This is a genomic window from Nocardia sp. CS682, from assembly GCF_004634405.1.
In the GTDB taxonomy this organism is placed as follows: Bacteria; Actinomycetota; Actinomycetes; order Mycobacteriales; family Mycobacteriaceae; genus Nocardia; species Nocardia ninae.
Genome location: NZ_CP029710.1, coordinates 772894 through 793056 on the forward strand (window position 1 = coordinate 772894; position 20163 = coordinate 793056).

Here is a 20163-nt window from a genome sequence, read left to right on the forward strand (position 1 = left end):
TGGTGACTACAGCAGATCATGCTCCAGCCGGCGAAGTTTCAGGTAGGAGCGGTCTATCTCGGCGGGGTCCTGGTGTACGAGGAAGACGACGCCCGGGGAGGAGTTGAGGTCGACGGTGGGTCTGGTGGTTGCTTGGTCGGCGATGCGGAAGCGGATGCTTTCGATGGCGGGAAGTTGTTCGAGTTCGGCTCGGAGGAGCTGGGCCGGTAGCGGGAGTTCGCGGTGGGCAATGAGATTGACGCAGCGGGCATGTTCATGGCGGGTGTAGACCGGGGGCTGGGCGGCCAGGGCTCGGCCTTCGCCGAGATAGCAGTCCATGGTCAGGCCGACCTGGTTCACCCCGGTGCAGCGGTCGAGGGCGGGCGGGTTGGCCAGGCCGGAGATGCGGGCGCCGGTCTCCAACAGCACGGGACCTGCTGCGGTGTAGATGAGTTCGGTGTGGGCGGGGCCGTTCGCGATGCCCAGGGCGTCGAGGACGCCCGAGACGTAGTCGAGGATCTCGGTGCAGCGGGGGTCCGCCGGGGACAGGAGGTCTTCGTAGTCGTAGATCCTGCGGTTGTCGCGGACGGTCACCTTGTGGCTGATCCATGCGTCGGTGAACCAGTGCCTGCCGTCACGGCTGACCGAGTTGACAATGTACTCGTCGCCGACGAGGTATTCCTGTGCCAGCACAGCGGCATTGGTGCGCAGCATGAGATTGGTCTTGCCGATGATGGCGTGGACGGCGGCGCGGATTTCGGCTTCGGAGTCACTGATGAACACGTCGTCGGAGCCTGCGCTGTCGAGCGGTTTCACCACGGTGCGTCCGAGACCTGCCTCGCGCCGCCAGTCCAGCAGCGCCGCCGCATCGGTGCCGCGCCGCTGCCGTGCCGTGCGCAGGCCTGCGGCGGCCACCGCCTCCACCATGTGGAACTTGTCGCGCCGCACATACGACAGCGCCGGATCGTTGCCGCGCAACGCCAGTTTCGCCGCGATCTCGTCGGCCACCTCGACGCCGAACTCGCTGGCCGCGATCACCGCGACCGGTGCCAGTTCGGCCAGTCGGTGCAGCACGTCGTCGGCCTGGTCGGCGTAGGAGAGGTCCGCGTCGAACAACTCGGCGGGCAGGCTTGCGGCGAAGGTCGCGGACAGGTTGGCGCGGGACCGGACGTGGATCAGGCGGTAGTGCTGCCGCGCCTGGCGGGCCAGCAGCGCTCCGGTGGAGAACGCGTCCACCAGTACGACGGTGGGCGAATCGGCTTCGGACATCGAAGATCCCCTCGGGGTAGTCACGGGACCAGCCTGCTGTCATAGCTGTTCGCGACGTGGTCGAGCATCCCGTAGAGCTGGTCGGAGCCGAGCCGGGCGAGATCGTCGCGACCGGCACTGGCGGGCAAGGGAAGCCGGCCCAGCGACCCCCAGCGCAGCGCGCCCTGCTCGTCGATGACGCAGGTGGTGGCACCGAGGTTGTCGGTGTGCAGGCAGAAGGGCACGTCGAGCAGGCCGGTGGCGAAGGCCTTCAGCAGCGCCTTCCCTACGTCGGCATCGAGGTCGAGCACCGTGTCGACGAGGATGCGCGCCTCGTCGTGCACCTCGGTGTAATAGTCCGCCTCGGCCGGGGACGCCGGGTCGAGCGGCCCCGCGGCCTCCTCCGCCGCGATACGCAGCGCCGCAACGTTTTCGGCGACGGAGGGAATCTGCCAGGCCTCGGACACCGTTTTCACGATCATTCGTTCGCAGCCCGTCGCCATGGCCAGGCGGGCGCTATCGCGGATGAGCCGCGTCGCGCCGTCGGCGGTCCTCGGGAAAAGGCCCATGTACGTGTAGAACACGACGTGCCAGGTCACGTCGCCGAGGTAGGCGGCGGCGAGGGTCCGCAGGGCACGCAGCGCGCCGCGATCCTGTTCAGCCAGCGTGCCTTGCGCATAACTGAGCGACATATAGCGCAGGCCGTGCTGGCGAAAGAAGCACCCCTCCAGCACGGCCAGCGCCACCAGCAGGGACGGCGGGCACAGCTGGCCGAGCATGCACCCGCCGAAACTCTCGATGTGCCCGAACTCGGTCTCGCCCGCGAGAAACCGTGTGCTCTCCGACCAGGCATCGACCGCGTCGCGCAGCGGCAACCTGCTGTAGGGCAGGCAGTACGAGACCGGGCCGCCTTCGGTCGCGTCCAGACCGACCTCGACCAATCGCTGGAAGACGCGCAACGGCAGGGCGGTGCCGTGGCGCGCCTGCACCGGAAACGTCGGCCCGTACAAGCCGGCGAGCACCTTCTTCGTGTCCTCGACCGAATGGGAGACCAGCGGGTACCCGTTCAACTCCTCCCCGACGGCGAGGCGTTCCAGCGGCGTCCGGTAATCGCCGACGCGGGTGTAACTGTCGAGCGTGATGGTGCCGATCACCGGAAAATCCAGGTGCGCAACGCGCGCGAGACCGGCCCGCATCGCCGCGAGGCTGCCGAAACCCATGCGGGGCTGGACGACCAACTGCCCCGCATCGGCACGGTCGGCCACAAAACTGTCGAAAAACCCTGCCACGTCACCGGCCCGAGATCAGTTCGAGCGTGGGCAGTCCCGACTGCGCGTCGACGGTGTGCACCTGAGATTTGTGCGGATCACCGGCCCGCACCCTGGCCATCACGGTGTCCCCGGCCGCGAAGTCGACCAGTGAGCTGCGATAGAGCGTGCGCAGGTGCGTGATGGACAGCCCGGACACCTCCGCCAGCCAGGCGGCGGCGTGGTCGCTGCCCTCCTCGGCGAGCAGCGCGGCGTGCAAGGCCGGGATCTCGTCGCGCCACTCGGGGTGGCAGCGTTCGATGAAGGCAGGCAGCCGCGCGCCCTTGTCGGTGAACGGCGAGAACACCATCGCGACCAACGCGTCCTCGTTCAGCCCGAAGGCGTTCTCGGCGTAGGCACTTGCCACCGCGCGCCGTTCGGCGATCTTGTCCGGCGAGTCGTAGCGGGCCAGGGCGAGATCGATGAGCCGGTCCGGCATTTCCTTCCGGCGCATCATCGTCTCGGCGAACTCCAGGTACTCCGTGATGCCCGCCGCATAGGTGCGCCCCTCCACGTACTCGACGCGCAGTCCACGCAAATGTGCCATCAGTGTCGGATTGGCGCAGTCGGATTCGGTGAAGCTGAACGCCAGGTCGTCGAAGCGGAAGCCGAGAAAATCGACGATCAGATCCCAGTGGTCGTGCACCCGGTAGCTCACCAGGTCGTAGATGGAGACGAAGGTGGGCTGCACCGAGCGGTCCCCCACCGCGACCTCGCGTTCGGCGGGCTCGTGCCGGTCGTCGCCGAACAACTCGCGGAAGTAGGCGTCGCCGACGCCGCGCAGCGCGGCGAGCAGATCCTGGAAGGTCATGCCCTTGCGCTGCACGTCGATGCCGATGCCCTTGGCCAGCCGCAGAATCCACGCGGCGTAGAGGGCCTGTTCCCGGCGGGAGTCGCCGGTCATGATCGCGTCGACGCCGCCGCGCCACCAGGCGGCGCGCCCGTAGAAGTCAGCGACCGCAAGATTGCAGCTGTTGCAGAAAGTGGGGCGGCCGTCGCCTGCGGAGCGGTGCCCGTTCATCAGCACGTCGAGCCGGTTGATGGCCACCAGCTTCTCCGGCAGCGGCAGATCGACTCGGAAACGGCGAATCTCGGTGTGGTCAATGGTGAGCAGCTCGGCGCGCTCGTCGTCCAGCAGGCCCAGCGCCGAATACACCCGATCGATGTTCTCCATCACCGCGCCGACCACACCGGCGTGCCGCATGTTCGCGACCCGCATCAGGAAGGTGCTGCCGTGCGCGAGTTGCAGACGTAATTGCACGGCACGCACAAAAGCGACGACGTAGGTGCTGTCCTTGCCGCCACCGTAGGCCACCATGACCTTGTAGTCGGCGAGCTTGTGGCGACCGCCCGCGGCTTCGATCAACTTGTCGCCGACGGCCGCCACCCCTAGTCGCTCTTCCTCGGTGAGGAAGCCGATCAGCTGCTCGTAGCGCGCCCGGTCGTCGTTGGCATCATGTGCACTGTTCACAGCGATTCCGCCTCGAAGTCGAAGTTCTCGATGATCTTTCGGATGCCGGCCTCGACGACGTGCTCATCCTCGTGCAGCAGAATGAAGCGCCCACGGTGCAGCGCGTCGTACGCGCCGCCCGGCGCCAGCACCTGCCCGGGTTCGGGCAGCAGCTCGCGCCAGACGATCGGCACCTGGTCGCGCATGGAGGCGACCCGCAGCACCCGCTCGGCCCGCGCGGCGGACTTGGGCATGATCAGCCAACCGCCGGAGGAGTCGATGAGGTCGGGCACCGGCGGGACCGGCCCGCCGGACAGCACCCGCAGGAACATCTCGTACAGGTTGACGCCGAAGACCCGGTAGATCAGGTGCGGAACTTCGGCGCCGCCCACTCGGCCGCCGATCTCCAGGAATACCGGATCGCCGGCCGGGGTGATAAACACCTCGAGGTGAAATGGCAAGCGGCGCAAGCCGAGTGCCGTGACGATCTGCTGAGAGAAGTCCTCGATCAGCGTCCGCCGTGGCGACGGGCTCAGCAACACCGAGCCGAGCGGCGCACCATGCGTGAAGGACAGACAGTCGTTGATGTAGCGAGACGTCGCCTGGAACGTGATGCGGGAATCGTCATCGACGAAGCCATCCACGTGGTAGATCTGCCCCGCGATGAATTCCTCGATCTCGTAGTCGCCGAGATCGAGGGTCGCCAGCGCGGCGTCCAGCTCCGCGGCGTTGTCGACCCGGCGCACACCGATGCTGGCGGCCGCGGCGACCGGCTTGAGAATGAGCGGATAGCCGCAGGACGCCGCGAACGCGCGCACCTGCTCGGCGCTCACGCAGGAATCGAAGCGCGGCACCCGAATTCCCGCCTCGTCCAGCACCTGCTTCATCCGAACCTTGTCGCGGTAGACGGCGACCTCCGTGCGGGTCGGTCCGGGAATGCCGAGATCCTCACGGACCTTGGCCGCGATCTCCAGGGTGAACTCCGACAGGGCGATCAGCTCGTCCACCGGTCCGACCCGCTCGGTGATCTCCAGGACGGCCGCGCCGAGGGCCGCGACGTCGTTGACGTCCTCGACGCGTACCTGGCAGGCGATCTTCGCCGGATCGGCGAGCACGCCCTCGGCCCCGGGACCGTCCACCACGTAGCTCACCTGGTTGGCGTCGTGGTCGATGAACTCCTCGTAGCGGGTGAGCTCGTTGTCCCAGCGGGTCCCGTCGAAGAAACGCGGCCACCGATTGACGATGACGATATGCATCAGGACACCTTTCGGGTCGCGGAGTTCTCGCTGTCCCACGGCGTGATCAGCGCCGGGTCCGCGCGCCAGGCCGAAAACCCTTGGGCGAGACCGAAACGCAGGAAACCGCGGAAGCGCGCGATGGCGTCGTCGCCGAGGAATACGTCGGTGTAGCCCAGGTCGAGCAGTTCGCGGCGGACCCGGTCGTCGTCGGAGACCGCGGTGGTCAGTTTGCCGCCGATGGCGCACGGCACCTCGAGTCCGCGCTCGCGCAGACCGGACAGCAGCACCTGCGCGCCGTGGAAACCGTGGCCGTTGACGCTGGACACGACCAGCAGGTCGGGCCGGTCCGCGCGGATGGCGTCGGCCACGCTCTCGACCGGCGTACACGGCCCGAGGTTGTGCACCGAGGCACCGTTCTCCTCGAGCAGCTTCTGCAGGTACACCAGATTCCAGAGATGGGAATCGGACTCCACGGTGCTCAGCACGCACCGGAAACGAACGTTCATGTCACGACCTCAACGTTAGCGTTCTCGCGGGCCAGCAACGCTTTTCGGAAACTGGCCATCGTCAACGGCAGGAAAACCGCGCCGAACAGGCAGAGCATGATGCCCAGCCACAGCGCGAGCCGTTGCGGGCCGATGGTGGCGCCCAGACCACCGATCAGCAGGCCCGCGATCGGATAGGACAACAGGTTGAGCAGATAGAACGGCCCCATCACCTTGCCGAGATGCTCGATCGGGATCACCTTCACCCGCTGGGTGCGGTTGTAGATGTTGTAGAGCGCGTCGCCGACGAGCATCGCGACAAAGGCTGGGGCGTAGACCCAATAGGACGGTGCGAGAGCGGCTATCAGGAACGCGGCGCACATCAGCCAGAATCCCGTCACCCCGATGGGCCCGACACCGACGCGACGGAGCAGCGCGGGCATCAGCAGGAGGTTCAGCAGCCCGGTGACCCCGACGGCCGCGTTCAGCAGACCGTAGGCCGAGTCGGGTGCTTTGAAAACGTCGGTGACCAGGGCTGCGTTCGAGACGATCAGCACGCCGACCACCAGGTTGATGGTGAAGTTGAGGATGCCGAGCAGCAAGACCGGGCGGATCTGCACCATGAGTCGCCATCCGGTGGCCAACTCCGCGAGCACTTCCCGGGCCACCCACCCGACGGCGGCCCGCACCTGGGGCCGTGGCAGTGGCAGCCAGGTCAACGCGCTGATGCCGAACGCGGCCGCGGCGACCAGCAGCAGTGGCAGCTTGCCGAGCAAAGCCGCGCCCACGATCGCGAGCGCGGGCCCGAGCGCCATGGCGAGCAACTCCATGTTCTGCACCAGCGACTGCACCGTGGCGATCTGGGAGTCGCGGGCCAGCTGCGGCACCATCCGCTCGATCGACATCCGGATGGGCGCGACACACACCGAAAGACACGCGCCACCGGTCATCAAGGCGGGCACCAGCCAGCCGGGCCGGACGAGGCAGACCAGCACGACGGCGACCAGGATCAGCGCGCGCATCGTCGCGACGCGGGTGAACAGCCTGGCGCCGCCGTCTCGGTCGGCGAGCATGCCTGCGAACGGGTAGGCGATGAGGGCGGGCAGCCACTCGAGCGCGAACGCGAAGCCGAGGGTGGAGACCTGCTTGGTGTCGTGAAAGATCAATAGCGGCACCGCGAACAGCACCACTTGCTCAGCGACCAGTCCGAGCAGAACGCCGGTGGCGAACAGGACGCTGAGCTTGTTCAGCCCGTCGGACCCGCCGACCGCCGTCCCGCTGGGCTTATCCACCCCGTCGGCTTCGCTGACTTCCTTCCCCCGGCGCCGAGCCACCGCCCGCTGCTTCATCCCAGCCGTCTCTCGCGTTCACGGATGAGGGGCAGGACATGGGTGTAGAAGATGCGCATCTCGTCGCGGGTCGGCCAACCAGAGAAGATGAACTCGCTGATCCCGGCCGCCTTGTACTGGTAGAGGTAGTCGGCCACCTCCTGGTAGCTGCCGACCACGCACAGCGCGGGCCCGCCGCGGTAGGGCACGAAGCCGGAGTAGATCATCGGCGACAGCCAGTCGTCGGCGGCCTGCTCGGCGAGCCGGAAGGAGGTTTTCACGGCCTCGGAGTCGGACGCGGCGACAATCTGCGCGACCCATTCGCGATGCTTTTCATCGGGGTTCTCCTGCATGGCGGCGAGATCGGCGAGCGCCTGCGCGCGAGTTTCCCTGGCCAGCACATGCATTCGGGTGCCGACCCTGGTGCCCTTGTCGAGGACCGGTCGCGCCGCGGCGCCCATGCCCTCGGGCGTATCGCCGTAGCGCAGCCAGCAGTCGCCGTACATGGCGGCGGTCTCCTGCGCGATCTCCGACGCGCCGCTCAGGTAGATCTCGGGCCGGCCGCCGCCCTTGTAGCCCAGGCCGAGCGCGGCCTCTTTGATGACGTAGTGGTCGCCCGCGTAGGACAGCGGCTTCTCGCCGCCCCAGAACCGGTGGCAGATGTCGAGGAATTCCTGGGTGCGGGCGTACCGGCCGTCATGGGCGACGAAATCGCCGTAGCCCGCCTGCTCCGCCGGCGAGATGCCTGCGACCAGGTTCAACGCGATGCGCCCATCGGACATCCACGAGATCGTGTTGACGACCTGGGTGAACAGAGTCGGCGACAACAGGCCCGGCCGGTAGGCCAGGATGAAGGTGACGTTCTCGGTCTCCCGGACCAGCGCGCCGATCATCGGCAGCGGGTCGGGCATGTAGTCGGCGATGCCCATCAGCAAGGAGTCGACGCCGAGCGCGTCGGCCTCCTGGCAGAAGTCCACCATCCCGTCGAAGTCGAGTTCGCCGACTCGATACTTCTCGGTGGCCTTCTGCTGACCACTGTCCAGCGGCGCGCACCAGTGGAACCTCAGCTCTCCGGGCTCGACTCGAGAATGAGACACCGGTGCGAAGTTCGTACGGTCGTAGTTCATTATCTCGGGATTCACTTCCAGTTATCGCGACGGAGACAGTAGAAGATTCTCAGCATCAATGGAAAGTCGCACCCCGTCCAACTCCCCCTGCCCTGTTAAGGCAAAGTTACATCGACTTCCCGCCGCTGTCAAAGGGGTATAAGCTGCCTGCACCGCACCGTTAACACATTAGTTCGGCGGCCCTTCTCGGACGGCTCGAACAGCACTCCTAAACGATCTTCACAACCGGAATACCCCCCATTCGGGGGGTGGACGACCTCGCCGGAACGAGGGAGAATAGGGCCGCTACCAGTGCGTTAGCAGGACAGTTCGACAGGTTAGGGGGGTTCGACGAAGGCCGTCAAGCAATAGTTTCCCACCAGTTACCGCGTATTCGCGTCGATCACGCGAGAACAGTTAACGTGGATAGATACGTTAGTCGATAGTAGACCAATTGCATACGAGGAATCGTCGAATATCGGGCACCACAATCGGCTTGTCAGATATCTCCGATGGCGAATATCCGCGCCACGGAATTCGACCACTCTCGCACGACTATTGAACGGATCGAACTTTGCCTGAAGTGACTGAACCGACTGTATCCGCGCCCCCACTACCGCGTGCGCATCTCACGTCGAAACGAACCGTCGCGGCATTGACGGTGCAGGCCCGATTCCTGTCCGCCGCGCGCGAATTTCTGACCGCAGAGGGATTCACCGAGCTGCTGCCGCCCATCATCGGTCCGGTGACCGACCCGGGGGCGCGCGGCGCGAAACAGGTCGACATCGACTACTACGGCCACCGCTACAAGCTGATGACCAGCGGCATCCTCTACAAGCAGGCCTCGCTGCTCGCCTTCGACAAGATCTTCCACGTGGCGCCCAACGTGCGGCTCGAGCCGCTGGAGACCGCGGTGACGCATCGGCACCTCGCGGAGTTTCATCAGCTCGATGTGGAGATCGCGAACGGCTCGCGCGAAGACGCCATGGACGTGGCCGAGCGGCTGACGAAATACGCCGTGGAGCACGTCTTGAGCAATGCCCAGCGCGAGCTGGAGATCCTGGACCGCGATCTCGAACAGCTGAAGCAGGTGCTCGCGGGTCCCTATGACCGCCGGCGGCACTCGGCGACGGTGGCGCAGCTGCGCGACCTCGGCCACGACCAGCGCGAGCACACCGAGATCGACTGGCAGGGTGAGGAAATCATCTCCGCCGCCGCCACCCGCCCGTTCTTCATCACCGACTATCCGAAGGGTTCGCGCGGCTTCTACGACAGCGAGAACCCCGACGAGCCGGGCACACTGCGCAATTTCGACCTGATCTTCCCCGGCGGCTTCGGCGAGATGATGAGCGGCAGCGCCCGTGAATCGGACTACCGCACCCTGCTCACCCGCATGCGGGAAACCGGTGAGAACCCGGCCAAATACGAGTGGTACCTCACCCTGGCCCGCGACGGCCTCTCGCCCAGTGCGGGTTTCGGCCTCGGCGTCGAGCGGTTCACCCGCTTCCTCGGCGGCTTGGACGCGGTCTGGCAGGCCAGCGCCTACCCCAAGATTCCGGGGGAGCTCCGGCCATGAGTGTGTTGTCGGCTCCCGGATTCCCCGAGCGCGAGGTGCGGGCGCGAGCGCGGACGGCGGCGGGTTCGGTGTTCCCCGACAACGCGCAGTACGGCTCCACTCTGTTCGGGCAGGGGCAACCGACAGCCGCACCGGACTCCCTGGACGCGATCGACCACGCGCGGCTGGTCCCGCCCGTGTTCGTACCGCTGCGCGCGGAGATGATGTTCGACCTCGGCAGGGAGCCGCTGGCCGGTGACGTCGATCTGACCACCACTATCGGCGGCCTGCGATCGACTCTGCCGGTGTATGTTTCGGCGTTCGGGTCCACCGCCGTGGCCGACGGCGATCTAGGTGTCGCGGTGGCCGGGCAAGCCGGTGCCGCTGGCGTGCCGATGGTGATCGGCGAGAACATCGTGCCGGTGTCCGGCTACGGGCGGATGGCGGACGAGGAGCAGAGCTCGCTGCTGCGTCGGCTCACCGAATACACCAAGATGGCCGCCGAGGACACCGGCGGGGTGATCGTCCAGCAGAGCACCGAGGACGCCGACGCCGAGGTGTGGAACCTGGTGTACAGCGATCCGGCGAGCGAGCAGCTGCTGACCAGTGGTCGCCTGGCCTTCGAATTGAAGGTGGGCCAAGGTGCCAAGCCCGGTCTCGGCGGCATGACCCTGCTCCCGCCCGATCGGGCCGCACACCTGTCGGCGCAGTACGACATGCTGGATATCTACGACGGCGCGGCGGCACCGTTGCTGCGCTCGGCCACCCCGGGCACCTTCACCCCGGAGATCCTGCGCCAGCAGATTCGGTTGATGCGCAACAACTATCCGCGCTGCCGCATCTGGGTGAAGCTGCCGCCGGCCCGGGATGTGGGCGACGCGGCCGAGGTCGCCTGGGCGGCGGGCGCCGATGCGGTGACCGTCGACGGCGCGGAAGCAGGCACCGGCTGGGCGCCGCACGGGTTTCTCGAGCACGTCGGCCTGCCGTTGGCCGAATGCTTACGCAGGGTCGCCGACCGCGACCGGCACGGAAACAGCCTGCTGGTGTCCGGAAGGTGCTGGGAGGGAACCAGAGTGGTGAAGTGCCTGGCTCTCGGCGCCTCCGCCGTCGGACTCGGCCGAGCGGCGCTGGTGGCCGCCGACGAGAATGCCGATCATGGACTGACGAACCTGTTGGTCGCGTTCGAGCTGGAGCTGCGGCTCCTGATCAGCGCGCTCGGCAAGTACCGGATCGCGGATCTGGCCGCCGAGGACATCTGGTTCCCCGCTACCAACGAAAGGACGCGATGAATACAGGGCGACCGAGGTCTGTGGCAGTACTGGGCCCGGGCGGAGTCGGTGGGCTGGTGGGTGCGTTGCTCGCGCGGGCCGGGCATCGGGTGACGTTCCTCGGCGGTGCGGAAACCGTGCGTGCCGTGCGGGAGCACGGAATGCAGGTGCGCAGTGGGATGTTCGGTGATTTCACCGTGCAGGCCGAGGCGGACACCGAGTTGCGCGAGCCGGTCGACGTGTGCCTGGTGACGGTCAAGCAGAACGTCCTCGGCGCGGCCCTCGACCGGGTGTCCCCCGCCGCGCTCGGCGACGGCTTGGTGGTACCGCTGCTCAACGGGATCGAGCATCCGGCGGCGCTGCGCGGGCGGTATCGCCCGGAATTGGTGGTGCCCGGCGTGATTCGGGTGGCGTCGACGCGGGTCGCGCCGGGGATCGTCGAGCACGGCAGCCCGTTCGTCGAGATCGATCTGGCGAGTGCGACAACGCCATCCGAGCGGCTCGACGAGCTGGTCGCGGTGCTCGATGGCGCGGGCGTGCGCGCGACGACACGCGACGACGAAGCCGCCATGCTGTGGGGAAAGCTGTTCTTCCTCGCGCCGTTCGCCCTGATGACAACGCATCACAAGTGTCCCGTCGGGGAGATGCGGACCGTGCACCGCGCGGAGCTGGTCGACCTGGTCGCGGAGGTTGCCGCACTCAGCCGCGCGGCCGGTGTGCCCGCCGATGTCGATGCGGCACTGCGGTTCTACGACGCCTTTCCGCCGGAAGCCAAGTCCTCGATGCAACGCGACGCCGAGGCCGGACGGCCGCTCGAGCTCGATGCGATCGGCGGGGCGCTGTTGCGTATCGCGCGGCAGCACACGGTGGCGATGCCGCTGACCGAGCGGCTGGTCGCCGACTTGGCTCGGCTGAGCGAGGGGTCGGCTCCCGCCTGATCGGCTGACTACATGGCTCAACCCCCGGACAGGTGCCGGGGGTTGGCGGGTGGTGGTCAGCGGAGGCCGCGACGGCGGAACTCGAGAACGGTGGCCACCGCGTAGCCGCCGCCACCCGCGACCGCGAGGATTCCGAAGAAGCCGGGGACGCTGAAAAACAGTGCGGCGGTCGAGATCAGTGCGAGCCAGCCGCCGAGGCCGTAGTGCAGCACGTTGCGGCGCGCGGCGCCTTCGCCGAGGTAGAGCAGGCCGACGACGAGGCCGGAACCGGCGGGCCAGAGGAAGGTCTGCAGTTCGGGCACGGCCAGCGTGGACGAGAGGCCGGTGATGGCCAGGATCAGCGCCCCGAAACCCACACCCCAGGACAGGCCGAGCAGTTTTCCGCCGAGCACCTCGGATTTGTCGGCGCCGCGCTGGGCGTGCAGGGCGGCGCGGGTGGCGCACACGGTGCCGATCAGGAAACCGAGACCAAGCAGCGTCATCGGCAACCAGCCGGGCAGGGCGACCAGTGGGCTGTCGCCGCGGGAGAGCGCGGCGGCACCGTGGCCGAGGACGTAGGCGAGTCCGAAGCTGATGTAGGTGGCGCGGTTGTCGACGTCACCGCTGCGGGTGACGGCCGGGATGGTGGGGATCGAGGTGGCGACATAGGTGGTCATGGCTGGAGCCTTCGAGGTATCGGTGCGGGTGCGCACGAAGTGGAAAGGTGGGATTCAGGAGTGGCGGGTGTCCGGCACGATGACGACCTTGCCCGCGACGGTGCGCGACTCCGCCAGCGCCAAGGCCGAACTTGCCTCGGAGAGCGGGAATTCCGCGGCGATCTGCGGGGTCAGCACACCGTCGGCGAGCAGCCGCAGCACCTGGGTGAGGTCTTCGCGCAGCCGGCTACGGAAGGCATCGCGGCGACGCTGGCCCGCCCACAGGTTGTAGAAGCGCGCGCTCTTGCCGTTGGGCAGCAGGTTCCACATCAGCAACCGCGGGAACAACTTCAGCACCGGCAGCTGCGAATTGCCGTCCACGTCTTTCGTCGACGCGGTGCCGTAGGAGACCAGCGTTCCGCCGCGGCGCAGCAGCCGCCACGACTCGACCACCCCCGCACCGCCGACGTGGTCGAACACCGCGTCGACGCCGTCGGGCGCGAGTTCCCTTATCCGGCGATACATTTCGGGGTCGCGGTAGTCCACCGGGCGCACGCCCTGCTCGAGCAGGGCCGCGTGATGCCGCGGGGAAGCCGTGCCGATCACCGTGATCCCGGCATGGCGGGCCAGTTGCACGAGCGTGGAGCCGACGCCGCCGTTGGCGCCGAGCACGACAATCGTTGCGCCGGAACGCACTTCGGCCGAACGGTGCAGCAACTGCCAGGCCGTGAGGCCGTTGACCACCACGGTCTCGGCGGCGGCCGGGGTCACGCCGTCCGGCACCGCCACCAGATCAGCGGCGTCGACCAGCAGGGCGCCGGCCCAGGCGCCGACCTTGGTGACCGCGGCGAACCGGCGTCCGATCAGCGCGGTGTCCACGCCGGGGCCGGTCGCGGTGACGGTGCCGACCACGTCGTAGCCGGGCACGAACGGGAACGGCGGCTGGTCGAAGTACTTGCCGCGGCGCATCTGCTGCTCGGCGAACGAGACACCCGTCGCCTCCATGCCGAGCACGACCTGGCCGGCGGCGGGCGCGGCGAGGCCGCGGCGGGTGACCTGCAAGCCGTCGGGCTCGACCTTGCCCGGCAGGACGACCGCGGTGACGGTAGTGGTGACGGTGTTGTTTTCCATGAGGTGTCCATTCCGGATCGATTGAGCTAACGACTGTAAGGCTACGGCTGTAAACTCACTTTGCGCAAGAGATAACGGCTGTAAGTTTTGTGATGTAAGCTGACGGCATGGGAACGAACGAGGTCGCGCCCCCTGTCCGCACACGCAACCCCCGCGGCGAGGGCGCTCGATTGCGCGACGAGATCGTGACGGCCGCGGTCGCACTGCTCGACGAAACCGGCGAGGAAAGCGCAATCACCTTGCGTTCGGTCGCGCGCCGCGCCGGGATCGCGGCCCCGTCGATCTACCGCCACTTCCCCGACCAGCCGGCCATCATGCTGGCCGTGGTGCAGAACGCCTTCGCCGAGCTGGACGAGCGATTGCGCACCGCCAGGGATGCGGCGGACAAGACGCCGCGCGAGCGATTGCTGGCCGTCTGTTACGGCTATCTGGATTTCGCGCGTGACCGTCCGGGGCGCTACCGCACCATGTTCGGCGGACTGTGGGTGCCCGATCTGGACGAGTCCTCGGTGAGCGCGGCCGACGTGGCCACCCTCGGTCAGACGAGCATGCAACTGCTCGCCGATGGCCTCGCCGACTGCGTCACCGCCGGCGACGCCACCAGCGACGACCCCACCGCGGACGCGGTCGCGCTCTGGCTCGGCCTGCACGGGCTCGCCCACCAGCAGGCCGCCGCACCCTCTTTTCCGTGGCCGGCCGATATCGCGGAGCGAGTCGTCAACACGCTGGCACACTTCACCGAGCGGTAGTTTCGACCCGTCGGACGGGCCGGTAAAACGCGGCGAGCAGCCCCAGCCAGACGACCGTAAGGATGCTGGCGGGATACAGGAACGGCCGGGGCAGGTAGTGGCTGCCGAAGCTGTACAGCGCGAGCCAGCTGCCGACGACCACCCCGACGACCCGCACCGCCTTCGATTCTGCGAGCAGCGACGCCGCGATCATCCACACACCGGCGAGAACGTGCCCGCCCAGCCGGATCGGCCAGGTGATGTCCTCGGGTACCTCGTTGATCACCAGGACGCCGGTGACCACATCGATGACGATCCAGCCGTAACCCGCTGCCCTGGCCCATTCCGGGGCGTCCAGCCGCGCGATCAGCACGAGAATCGCGAGATGGAACAGGATGCCCGGATACTCGGCCCAGACGGCTCCCGGCGCGACCGCGAAGCTGACGAGCGGCGGGAGGAAGAACACGATCGGCAGTATCGCCGAGGTGCGCAACGACACGAGTTCCCGGTCTGCGGTGAGCATTACGTCTCCAGGGGTGGTATGGCCATGCGGGCGGTGCGGTCGCTGGGCGGGAATCGGTCCGCCGGCCTCGGGCCAGGTTCGAGGGATTGGTGCCTGGCGAGCGATTACCGAGACCGGCGGACCTGTGCGGTGATCGGCCGTGCCACCCGACAGCGACAACGGAGGGCAGTCCGTGCGGCTGATCACCGGGCTCTGACGTTAAGTGGCGGTGCGTATTCGGGCCTATCCCCCGACAAGCTGTTCCTTCCGGCCGATCGGCTGGGTCGCGCAGGCTCATGACGGATCGATGGTCAGGATGGGTAGGTACTGTCGTCTTGCCATGCACCAATCGTCACGAGAGCAGGGCAATGTTCGCGTCGGTAGTTTTCACCTAATCGGCGGACTGCCGAGCTGCCGGATGACGTTCGTGCCGCAGTGGATCTCGCCACCACCCAGGTGCAGCGCTTCCCACTCGTCCACGTAGTGCACCGAGACTCCGGCCGACCGGTACGCCTCGGTCACCGCGGCTTCGAACACGTCCCGTCCGTCGACGATCGGGCCCCACTGCCGCGCCGAGATGTAGTTCGTCGCGTTCATCAGCACGCCGTTGACCGCGCCCGGGTAGAAGCTCGTCAGCGCGTCCGGTGCTTCCGGTATGTCGCCGCCTTTGTAGAGACCTGGAATGCGCACGAACTCCTCGGGTTTCAGCCCGGCCTCCTGGTGCAGTCGCGCGACGTTCGCTTCGATCTTCTGCGCCGCGCGTTCGTTGTCTGCGACAAATTTCTGGTCCGCCAGGATGTCGTCGATGGTTTGCTCGGAGACACCAGGGCGGGAGAACGCCGGCACGCTGCCATGCCCCGCTCGTTGCTGATCGCGCAGGATCTGGAGACCGCGCCGAGGATCGGTGACCGCGGGCCGCCACCCGCGACCGGAGGCCGTCGGCAAGAACTGAACGAATTCGTCGACGTGCCCGACGATCAGCCAGGAGGCGTCCAGAATCACCGGCGGCTGAATCTGCTGGGCGTTGAAGAACTTTTGCAGTTCTACACTTGTCGCGGCCGGGTTGTCCACGTTTCCGGTGCCGATGATCACCCGGCCTGCCGGAAACTCTCGTCCGGCGTGCGTGTGCGGCGGTATCGTCTCGACATTTCCGAACCCGTCCACATGGTCGCTACCCACTCCGCCGAGTTGAATCGCTCCCACACCGGGACCCCTGAGGTCGAAAACCGCACGGCCGCCTTCCCGCTCGGGTTGCGGGGAACGGATCGCGATGCGGATCGAAATACTCTTACCGCCCCGGCCCGGCATCGACACATAGCCGAACTCCAGAAAGTCCTGACCCCAGGTGTCGGTGGTATTCAGCCGTACCAGTGGCGCACTCAATCCACTTGCGCGCGCCGCCGAAGCCAATTCGCCGACGAACCGGGCATGGCTTTCGTCGTCACCGCTCTCGGATACCAGCAGTGTCTCCACGCTCTGGTTATGGTGATGAAGGACAACCGGCGCCACCCGAAGGGCGACCTCATCGGTGACCGTCCGGTCACCGCGCTGGACCGTGAAGCGAACGGTGACAGACCCATCCCACACCGCCCGATCACGCACGACATCGCGCGAATCGATCCCGAGGGTCGCGCCATGCCGCAGTTCGGATTCGGTCAGGGCCGCGCCCGGCCCCAGCATTACCCACGCCTGCGCACGTTTCACGAATATCCGGATCTTCTCGGCACCGACCCCCACCGCCGCAACCCGCCCGGTCGCCCCCTCGGCGGCCCTACCGAGCGGCATGGTCACCATCGGCGCCAGATAATCAGGTGCGCGCGCCACATCATCGGCCGCATCGTGACAGCCCGCGAGCTCATCGTCGGAAACCTGGCTGCCACTCGACGGGCACCGCCGCACCACATCACCGATATTCGGCAACAAAACAGCGCCGTACTCCGCTGTCCACTTACCCTTCTCGATCCGACCGCCCACATCGTTCCCGTCGACAACACCGTCCCGATTACTGTCGGCCCGAATGTCGGCGACAAAACTGTCCGCAGCCGACACCGCGCACCCACCAAGAACCAATGCGAAAACGCCCGAGAGCAGCCCAATTTTACGAACACGCATTCTCGAAAAGGCCATATCCACGCCGATTTACGCTACGCACGCCCTCGACCCACCACCTCCCCCCGAAAGTCCGGAATGCACTGCCGACAGCTTGCCGATCACCGCCGATCGGCTGGCCGTTTCGGACCCGACGCCAGCGCACAGTTCCATGTCGCAGCACGGAGCGCAAGGGTCGAATCGAACATGCTACGTTGAGCCTCGCTCAACGATACGAGGAAACACGCATGCTGGAACGCCTCGAGCTGGAGGCCTTCCTCACGCTCGCCGACGAATTACATTTCGGCAGGACCGCTGAACGTCTACATGTGACGACAAGCCGGATCAGTCAGACGATTCGCAAGCTGGAACGCCGCATCGGCGCACCGCTGTTCGAACGCAACAGCCGCACAGTAACTCTCACGCCACTCGGCAAGCAGCTGCGCGACGAGCTGCGCCCGGCCTACGACCAGATATCGGCCAGCGTCACCGCGGCGAGCAAGGGCAACAGCGCCCAACGGGCCATCACGGTCGGGTTCTCCGCGCCCTGGTGCGGGAACCTGATCGTCAAGGCGTCGGAGATGTTTCGCCTGCGCTACCCGGACACGGTGGTCGACATCGAGGAGATCCAGCTCATCGACCCGCTCGGCCGGATGCGTTCGGGCGCAGTCGATCTCCAGCTGACCGAGTTCCCGATCGCCGAGCCGGACATCAAGACCGGGCCGGTCATGTTCGCCGAACCACGCGCGCTCATGGTCCCCGAGGATCATCCGTTCGCGACGCGGAAATCGGTGTCGATGGAGGATCTTGCCAACGCCACGCTGGTCACCCTCGCCGACGAACTCATCCCGAGCTACTGGATGGACCGCTACTTCCCGCGGCACACGCCGCTCGGGCGCCCGATTCCGCAGGGGCCCGCGACGAACTTCTGGCCCGAGGTGCTCGTGCACGTCAGCCAGGGGGTCGGCGTCAGCACCGTCTCGTTGCGCGCCGCGCAGTTCCATTCCAGACCGGGCGTGGTCTTCGTCCCCTTCCACGACGCGGCGACGATCGACTACGGCCTGATGTGGCCGGTCGCGGGCAAGAACCCACTCGTGCACCCCTTCCTCGAGACCATCGCCGAGGCGGCCGTGCTGGGGTGACCGGCCATGCGAAACAGCAGAGCCGCGACCGAAGTGTCGGTCGCGGCTCGCTGAGGTGGGCGGTTATCGAGTGGTGTCGAGGAACGTGCCGATCAGCGACAGCAACAGATCGGCTCGGTACATGATGTCGTAATGCGTTGTGCCTGGCACGATTTCGAGCCGAGAAACGGCCTTACCGGCATTGAGCCTGACGACCATGTCGGCGGCGTGGTCGCGGTACAGGGCATCGGACTCGGCGGTCAGGACGAGCGCGGGTGCTCGGACCTGCGCCAACTGAGGCGTCCAGTCGTAGTCCTTGGTGAGCAGGTCCCTGGTCTTGGTGACCAGATCGTGCCAGCCCGCAGGGTCCGGCGCGACGCCGCTGTAGAGCTGGAACAACGGGGTTTCGCGCAGCGCATCCGGATTCATGGCGGCCATGCCCGCGCGGGTCTCGGGCACCCAGCCGTCGGAGCGGAAGGGCGCCGAGGCGATGACCAACCGGTCGACCAGGTCCGGGGTGCGGGCAGCCACCTGGAGGGCGACGCCGCCGCCGAGCGAGTAGCCGAGCAGGTCGGCTTTGCCGAGTTGCAGATGGTTGATGAGGGCCGCGACATCATCGGCCAGCGCCTCGTAGGACAACGGCCGCGCGAAGTCGGGAGTGTGGCCGTGCGCCTGCATGTCCACCGCGATGACCCGGCGGGTCTTGGCCAACTCGGGAATCATCGCGCCGAAGGTGGATTCGCCGGTGCCGAGGCCGCCGTGCAACAGGATCAACGGTTGACCGGTGCCATGGGTTTCGTAGTAGAGCCTGCCGCCGTTGACCGCAGCGTAGCGGCCGTTGCCATCGGCGGACGCTTGGTCGGTCGCCGCGGGGCGGACCGCCGACGTGGCGGCGCTGTCGGTGGCCTCGGCGCTGTCGCAGCCGGTCACCAGCATGGCCGATAAGGCCGCTGCGGTCACGGCGGCAAACGAGCGCGCGACGCCGTTGCGCGAAAAGAAAAGTCCGGGGGTGTTTTTGGGCATGACGAAGCTCCGTCGAAAATAGGTGTGGTGTGGAAAACGGGCCGCCGAGTCAGGCCACGAATCGGCTCGCACCGACGAGGAATTCGCCCGAGGCCTGAACCAGGAGTTCGATATTCGGGTTGTGGGTCAACTTCGCCACCTCCACGTGCCGCGCATTGGGCAGCACTTCGGTAATGGCGCGCGCGGCGGTGCGCAACAACGCACCACTCTTGCCACCGGAAATTACCAACGTGGGCACGTCGACGCCGGCCCAGTCCGCCGGACGCAATGCCTCGCCACGCATGAAGCGGCCCATGATCGCCCAGTCGTGCGCGGTGGCCGGGGCGGTGGCCAGCAGGTGCTTCCAGAACGGAGTGAAGCGCATGACCGCGGCCATGACGGCAGGCATGCCCATCCCCTTGGTCATGTAGTACCGCACCACCTCGGGTCGCCGGTCCGCGGCGATCATCGCGTGCAGCCGGTCAGCGAGATCCGCTGGTGGCACGAAGTTTTCGGAGTTGGTCACGAACGGCGGCTCGAACGCGACCACCTTCGTGATGCCCGATACGCGCCCCGAGGCCGCCGCCGACAGCGCCAAACCGGCCCCTGAGGACCAGCCGAACACCGCGGCTTTGCCGCCGACCGCCTCGATCAGCGCGGCCAGATCGTCGATCTCGTTCACCACGTCGTACACACCGGGCGAATCGGTGCTGTCGCCCCGGCCACGCCGGTCGTAATTCACCACCGTCAACCCATAACGCTCGGCCAATTTCTCGGCCAGCTCCACCATTTTGGGGAATGTGCGGTAGCTGAATGCTCCGCCGATCAGAATGACCGTTCCGGCGTCACCGCCGACGACACGATCGAAGGCCAGCTCGATTCCCCCAGGCGTGGTGATCGTCTCCAAAGTCTTGCCCTTCCTAGCAACTGGTTACCGCGGCGATGTCCTGCGCGCACACCCATAAAGACAGCGGCTCGCCACAGAATTAACCGCACCCGACCCGTGACCTACGTCACGGACGCCGAATGGCGCACCATGATCTTCACCGAGGCC

Annotated in this window: 18 protein-coding genes; 5 read left to right on the plus strand and 13 right to left on the minus strand. The window is 67.0% G+C overall.

The genetic code is table 11. From position 1 onward, the window contains the following. Positions 1 to 6: 6 nt before the first annotated feature. From DMB37_RS03305 to DMB37_RS03335, 7 genes are read right to left on the minus strand one after another with little or no spacing between them, the layout of a single operon-like run. On the minus strand, positions 7 to 1248 hold the full coding sequence (locus DMB37_RS03305; RefSeq protein ID WP_135231394.1) for an ATP-grasp domain-containing protein: 1242 nt from the start codon (positions 1246 to 1248) through the stop codon (positions 7 to 9). A 20-nt stretch (positions 1249 to 1268) separates the two neighbouring features. After that, positions 1269 to 2516, minus strand: a complete 1248-nt coding sequence (locus DMB37_RS03310; RefSeq protein WP_135231395.1) for a methylaspartate mutase — start codon at positions 2514 to 2516, stop codon at positions 1269 to 1271. Between the two features lies 1 nt (position 2517). Next, a complete protein-coding gene (locus tag DMB37_RS03315; RefSeq protein ID WP_135231396.1) occupies positions 2518 to 4005 on the minus strand; it encodes a hypothetical protein in 1488 nt (495 codons plus the stop codon). Beyond that, positions 4002 to 5240, minus strand: coding sequence for an acetyl-CoA carboxylase biotin carboxylase subunit family protein (locus DMB37_RS03320; RefSeq protein ID WP_135231397.1), 1239 nt, complete (start codon positions 5238 to 5240; stop codon positions 4002 to 4004). The genes DMB37_RS03315 and DMB37_RS03320 overlap by 4 nt, the downstream gene beginning before the upstream one ends. Continuing rightward, the gene (locus DMB37_RS03325; protein ID WP_135231398.1) at positions 5240 to 5728 is read right to left on the minus strand and encodes a cobalamin B12-binding domain-containing protein; all 489 of its coding nucleotides are present in this window, start codon (positions 5726 to 5728) and stop codon (positions 5240 to 5242) included. The genes DMB37_RS03320 and DMB37_RS03325 overlap by 1 nt, the downstream gene beginning before the upstream one ends. Next, positions 5725 to 7041, minus strand: a complete 1317-nt coding sequence (locus DMB37_RS03330) for an MFS transporter (protein ID WP_240772223.1) — start codon at positions 7039 to 7041, stop codon at positions 5725 to 5727. The genes DMB37_RS03325 and DMB37_RS03330 overlap by 4 nt, the downstream gene beginning before the upstream one ends. 11 nt (positions 7042 to 7052) lie before the next feature. Continuing rightward, the gene (locus tag DMB37_RS03335; RefSeq protein WP_240772224.1) at positions 7053 to 8132 is read right to left on the minus strand and encodes an LLM class flavin-dependent oxidoreductase; all 1080 of its coding nucleotides are present in this window, start codon (positions 8130 to 8132) and stop codon (positions 7053 to 7055) included. Between the two features lie 592 nt (positions 8133 to 8724). Between DMB37_RS03335 and DMB37_RS03340 the strand changes: the two genes are divergently transcribed. Genes DMB37_RS03340 through DMB37_RS03350 form a run of 3 tightly spaced genes read left to right on the plus strand, consistent with a single transcriptional unit; the run spans position 8725 to position 11902 of the window. Further along, complete coding sequence (locus tag DMB37_RS03340; RefSeq protein ID WP_135231400.1) at positions 8725 to 9717, plus strand: asparagine synthetase A; 993 nt, start codon at positions 8725 to 8727, stop codon at positions 9715 to 9717. Beyond that, positions 9714 to 10985 carry a glutamate synthase-related protein gene (locus DMB37_RS03345; protein WP_135231401.1) on the plus strand — a complete coding sequence of 424 codons (1272 nt, stop codon included), beginning with the start codon at positions 9714 to 9716 and terminating at the stop codon, positions 10983 to 10985. Before DMB37_RS03340 ends, DMB37_RS03345 begins: the two co-directional genes overlap by 4 nt. A 20-nt stretch (positions 10986 to 11005) precedes the next feature. Beyond that, positions 11006 to 11902: a ketopantoate reductase family protein gene (locus DMB37_RS03350; RefSeq protein WP_206055170.1), complete on the plus strand. Its 897-nt coding sequence runs from the start codon at positions 11006 to 11008 to the stop codon at positions 11900 to 11902. Positions 11903 to 11958: 56 nt separating this feature from the next. Here the strand turns inward: DMB37_RS03350 and DMB37_RS03355 are convergent, their stop codons facing one another. Continuing rightward, positions 11959 to 12558 (minus strand): ABC transporter permease, encoded by a 600-nt coding sequence (locus DMB37_RS03355; RefSeq protein ID WP_135231403.1) that lies wholly within the window; start codon positions 12556 to 12558, stop codon positions 11959 to 11961. Between the two features lie 54 nt (positions 12559 to 12612). Then, on the minus strand, positions 12613 to 13668 hold the full coding sequence (locus DMB37_RS03360) for a medium chain dehydrogenase/reductase family protein (protein WP_135231404.1): 1056 nt from the start codon (positions 13666 to 13668) through the stop codon (positions 12613 to 12615). Between the two features lie 107 nt (positions 13669 to 13775). Here DMB37_RS03360 and DMB37_RS03365 point away from each other — a divergent pair, with 107 nt between their 5' ends. Beyond that, positions 13776 to 14417, plus strand: a complete 642-nt coding sequence (locus DMB37_RS03365) for a TetR/AcrR family transcriptional regulator (protein WP_135231405.1) — start codon at positions 13776 to 13778, stop codon at positions 14415 to 14417. Here DMB37_RS03365 and DMB37_RS03370 read toward each other — a convergent pair. Continuing rightward, positions 14404 to 14919: a hypothetical protein gene (locus tag DMB37_RS03370; protein ID WP_135231406.1), complete on the minus strand. Its 516-nt coding sequence runs from the start codon at positions 14917 to 14919 to the stop codon at positions 14404 to 14406. The two genes, DMB37_RS03365 and DMB37_RS03370, sit on opposite strands and share 14 nt — an antisense overlap. A gap of 366 nt (positions 14920 to 15285) precedes the next feature. Continuing rightward, positions 15286 to 16947 (minus strand): protein-arginine deiminase domain-containing protein, encoded by a 1662-nt coding sequence (locus DMB37_RS03375; RefSeq protein WP_167768719.1) that lies wholly within the window; start codon positions 16945 to 16947, stop codon positions 15286 to 15288. 287 nt (positions 16948 to 17234) lie between these two features. On the opposite strand from DMB37_RS03375, the gene DMB37_RS03380 reads away from it, so the two are divergent. Further along, positions 17235 to 18128: a LysR family transcriptional regulator gene (locus tag DMB37_RS03380; RefSeq protein ID WP_135231408.1), complete on the plus strand. Its 894-nt coding sequence runs from the start codon at positions 17235 to 17237 to the stop codon at positions 18126 to 18128. A 63-nt stretch (positions 18129 to 18191) separates the two neighbouring features. Here the strand turns inward: DMB37_RS03380 and DMB37_RS03385 are convergent, their stop codons facing one another. Further along, on the minus strand, positions 18192 to 19130 hold the full coding sequence (locus DMB37_RS03385) for an alpha/beta fold hydrolase (protein WP_135231409.1): 939 nt from the start codon (positions 19128 to 19130) through the stop codon (positions 18192 to 18194). A gap of 49 nt (positions 19131 to 19179) precedes the next feature. Beyond that, positions 19180 to 20016, minus strand: coding sequence for an alpha/beta fold hydrolase (locus tag DMB37_RS03390; protein ID WP_135231410.1), 837 nt, complete (start codon positions 20014 to 20016; stop codon positions 19180 to 19182). Positions 20017 to 20163: the final 147 nt, after the last annotated feature.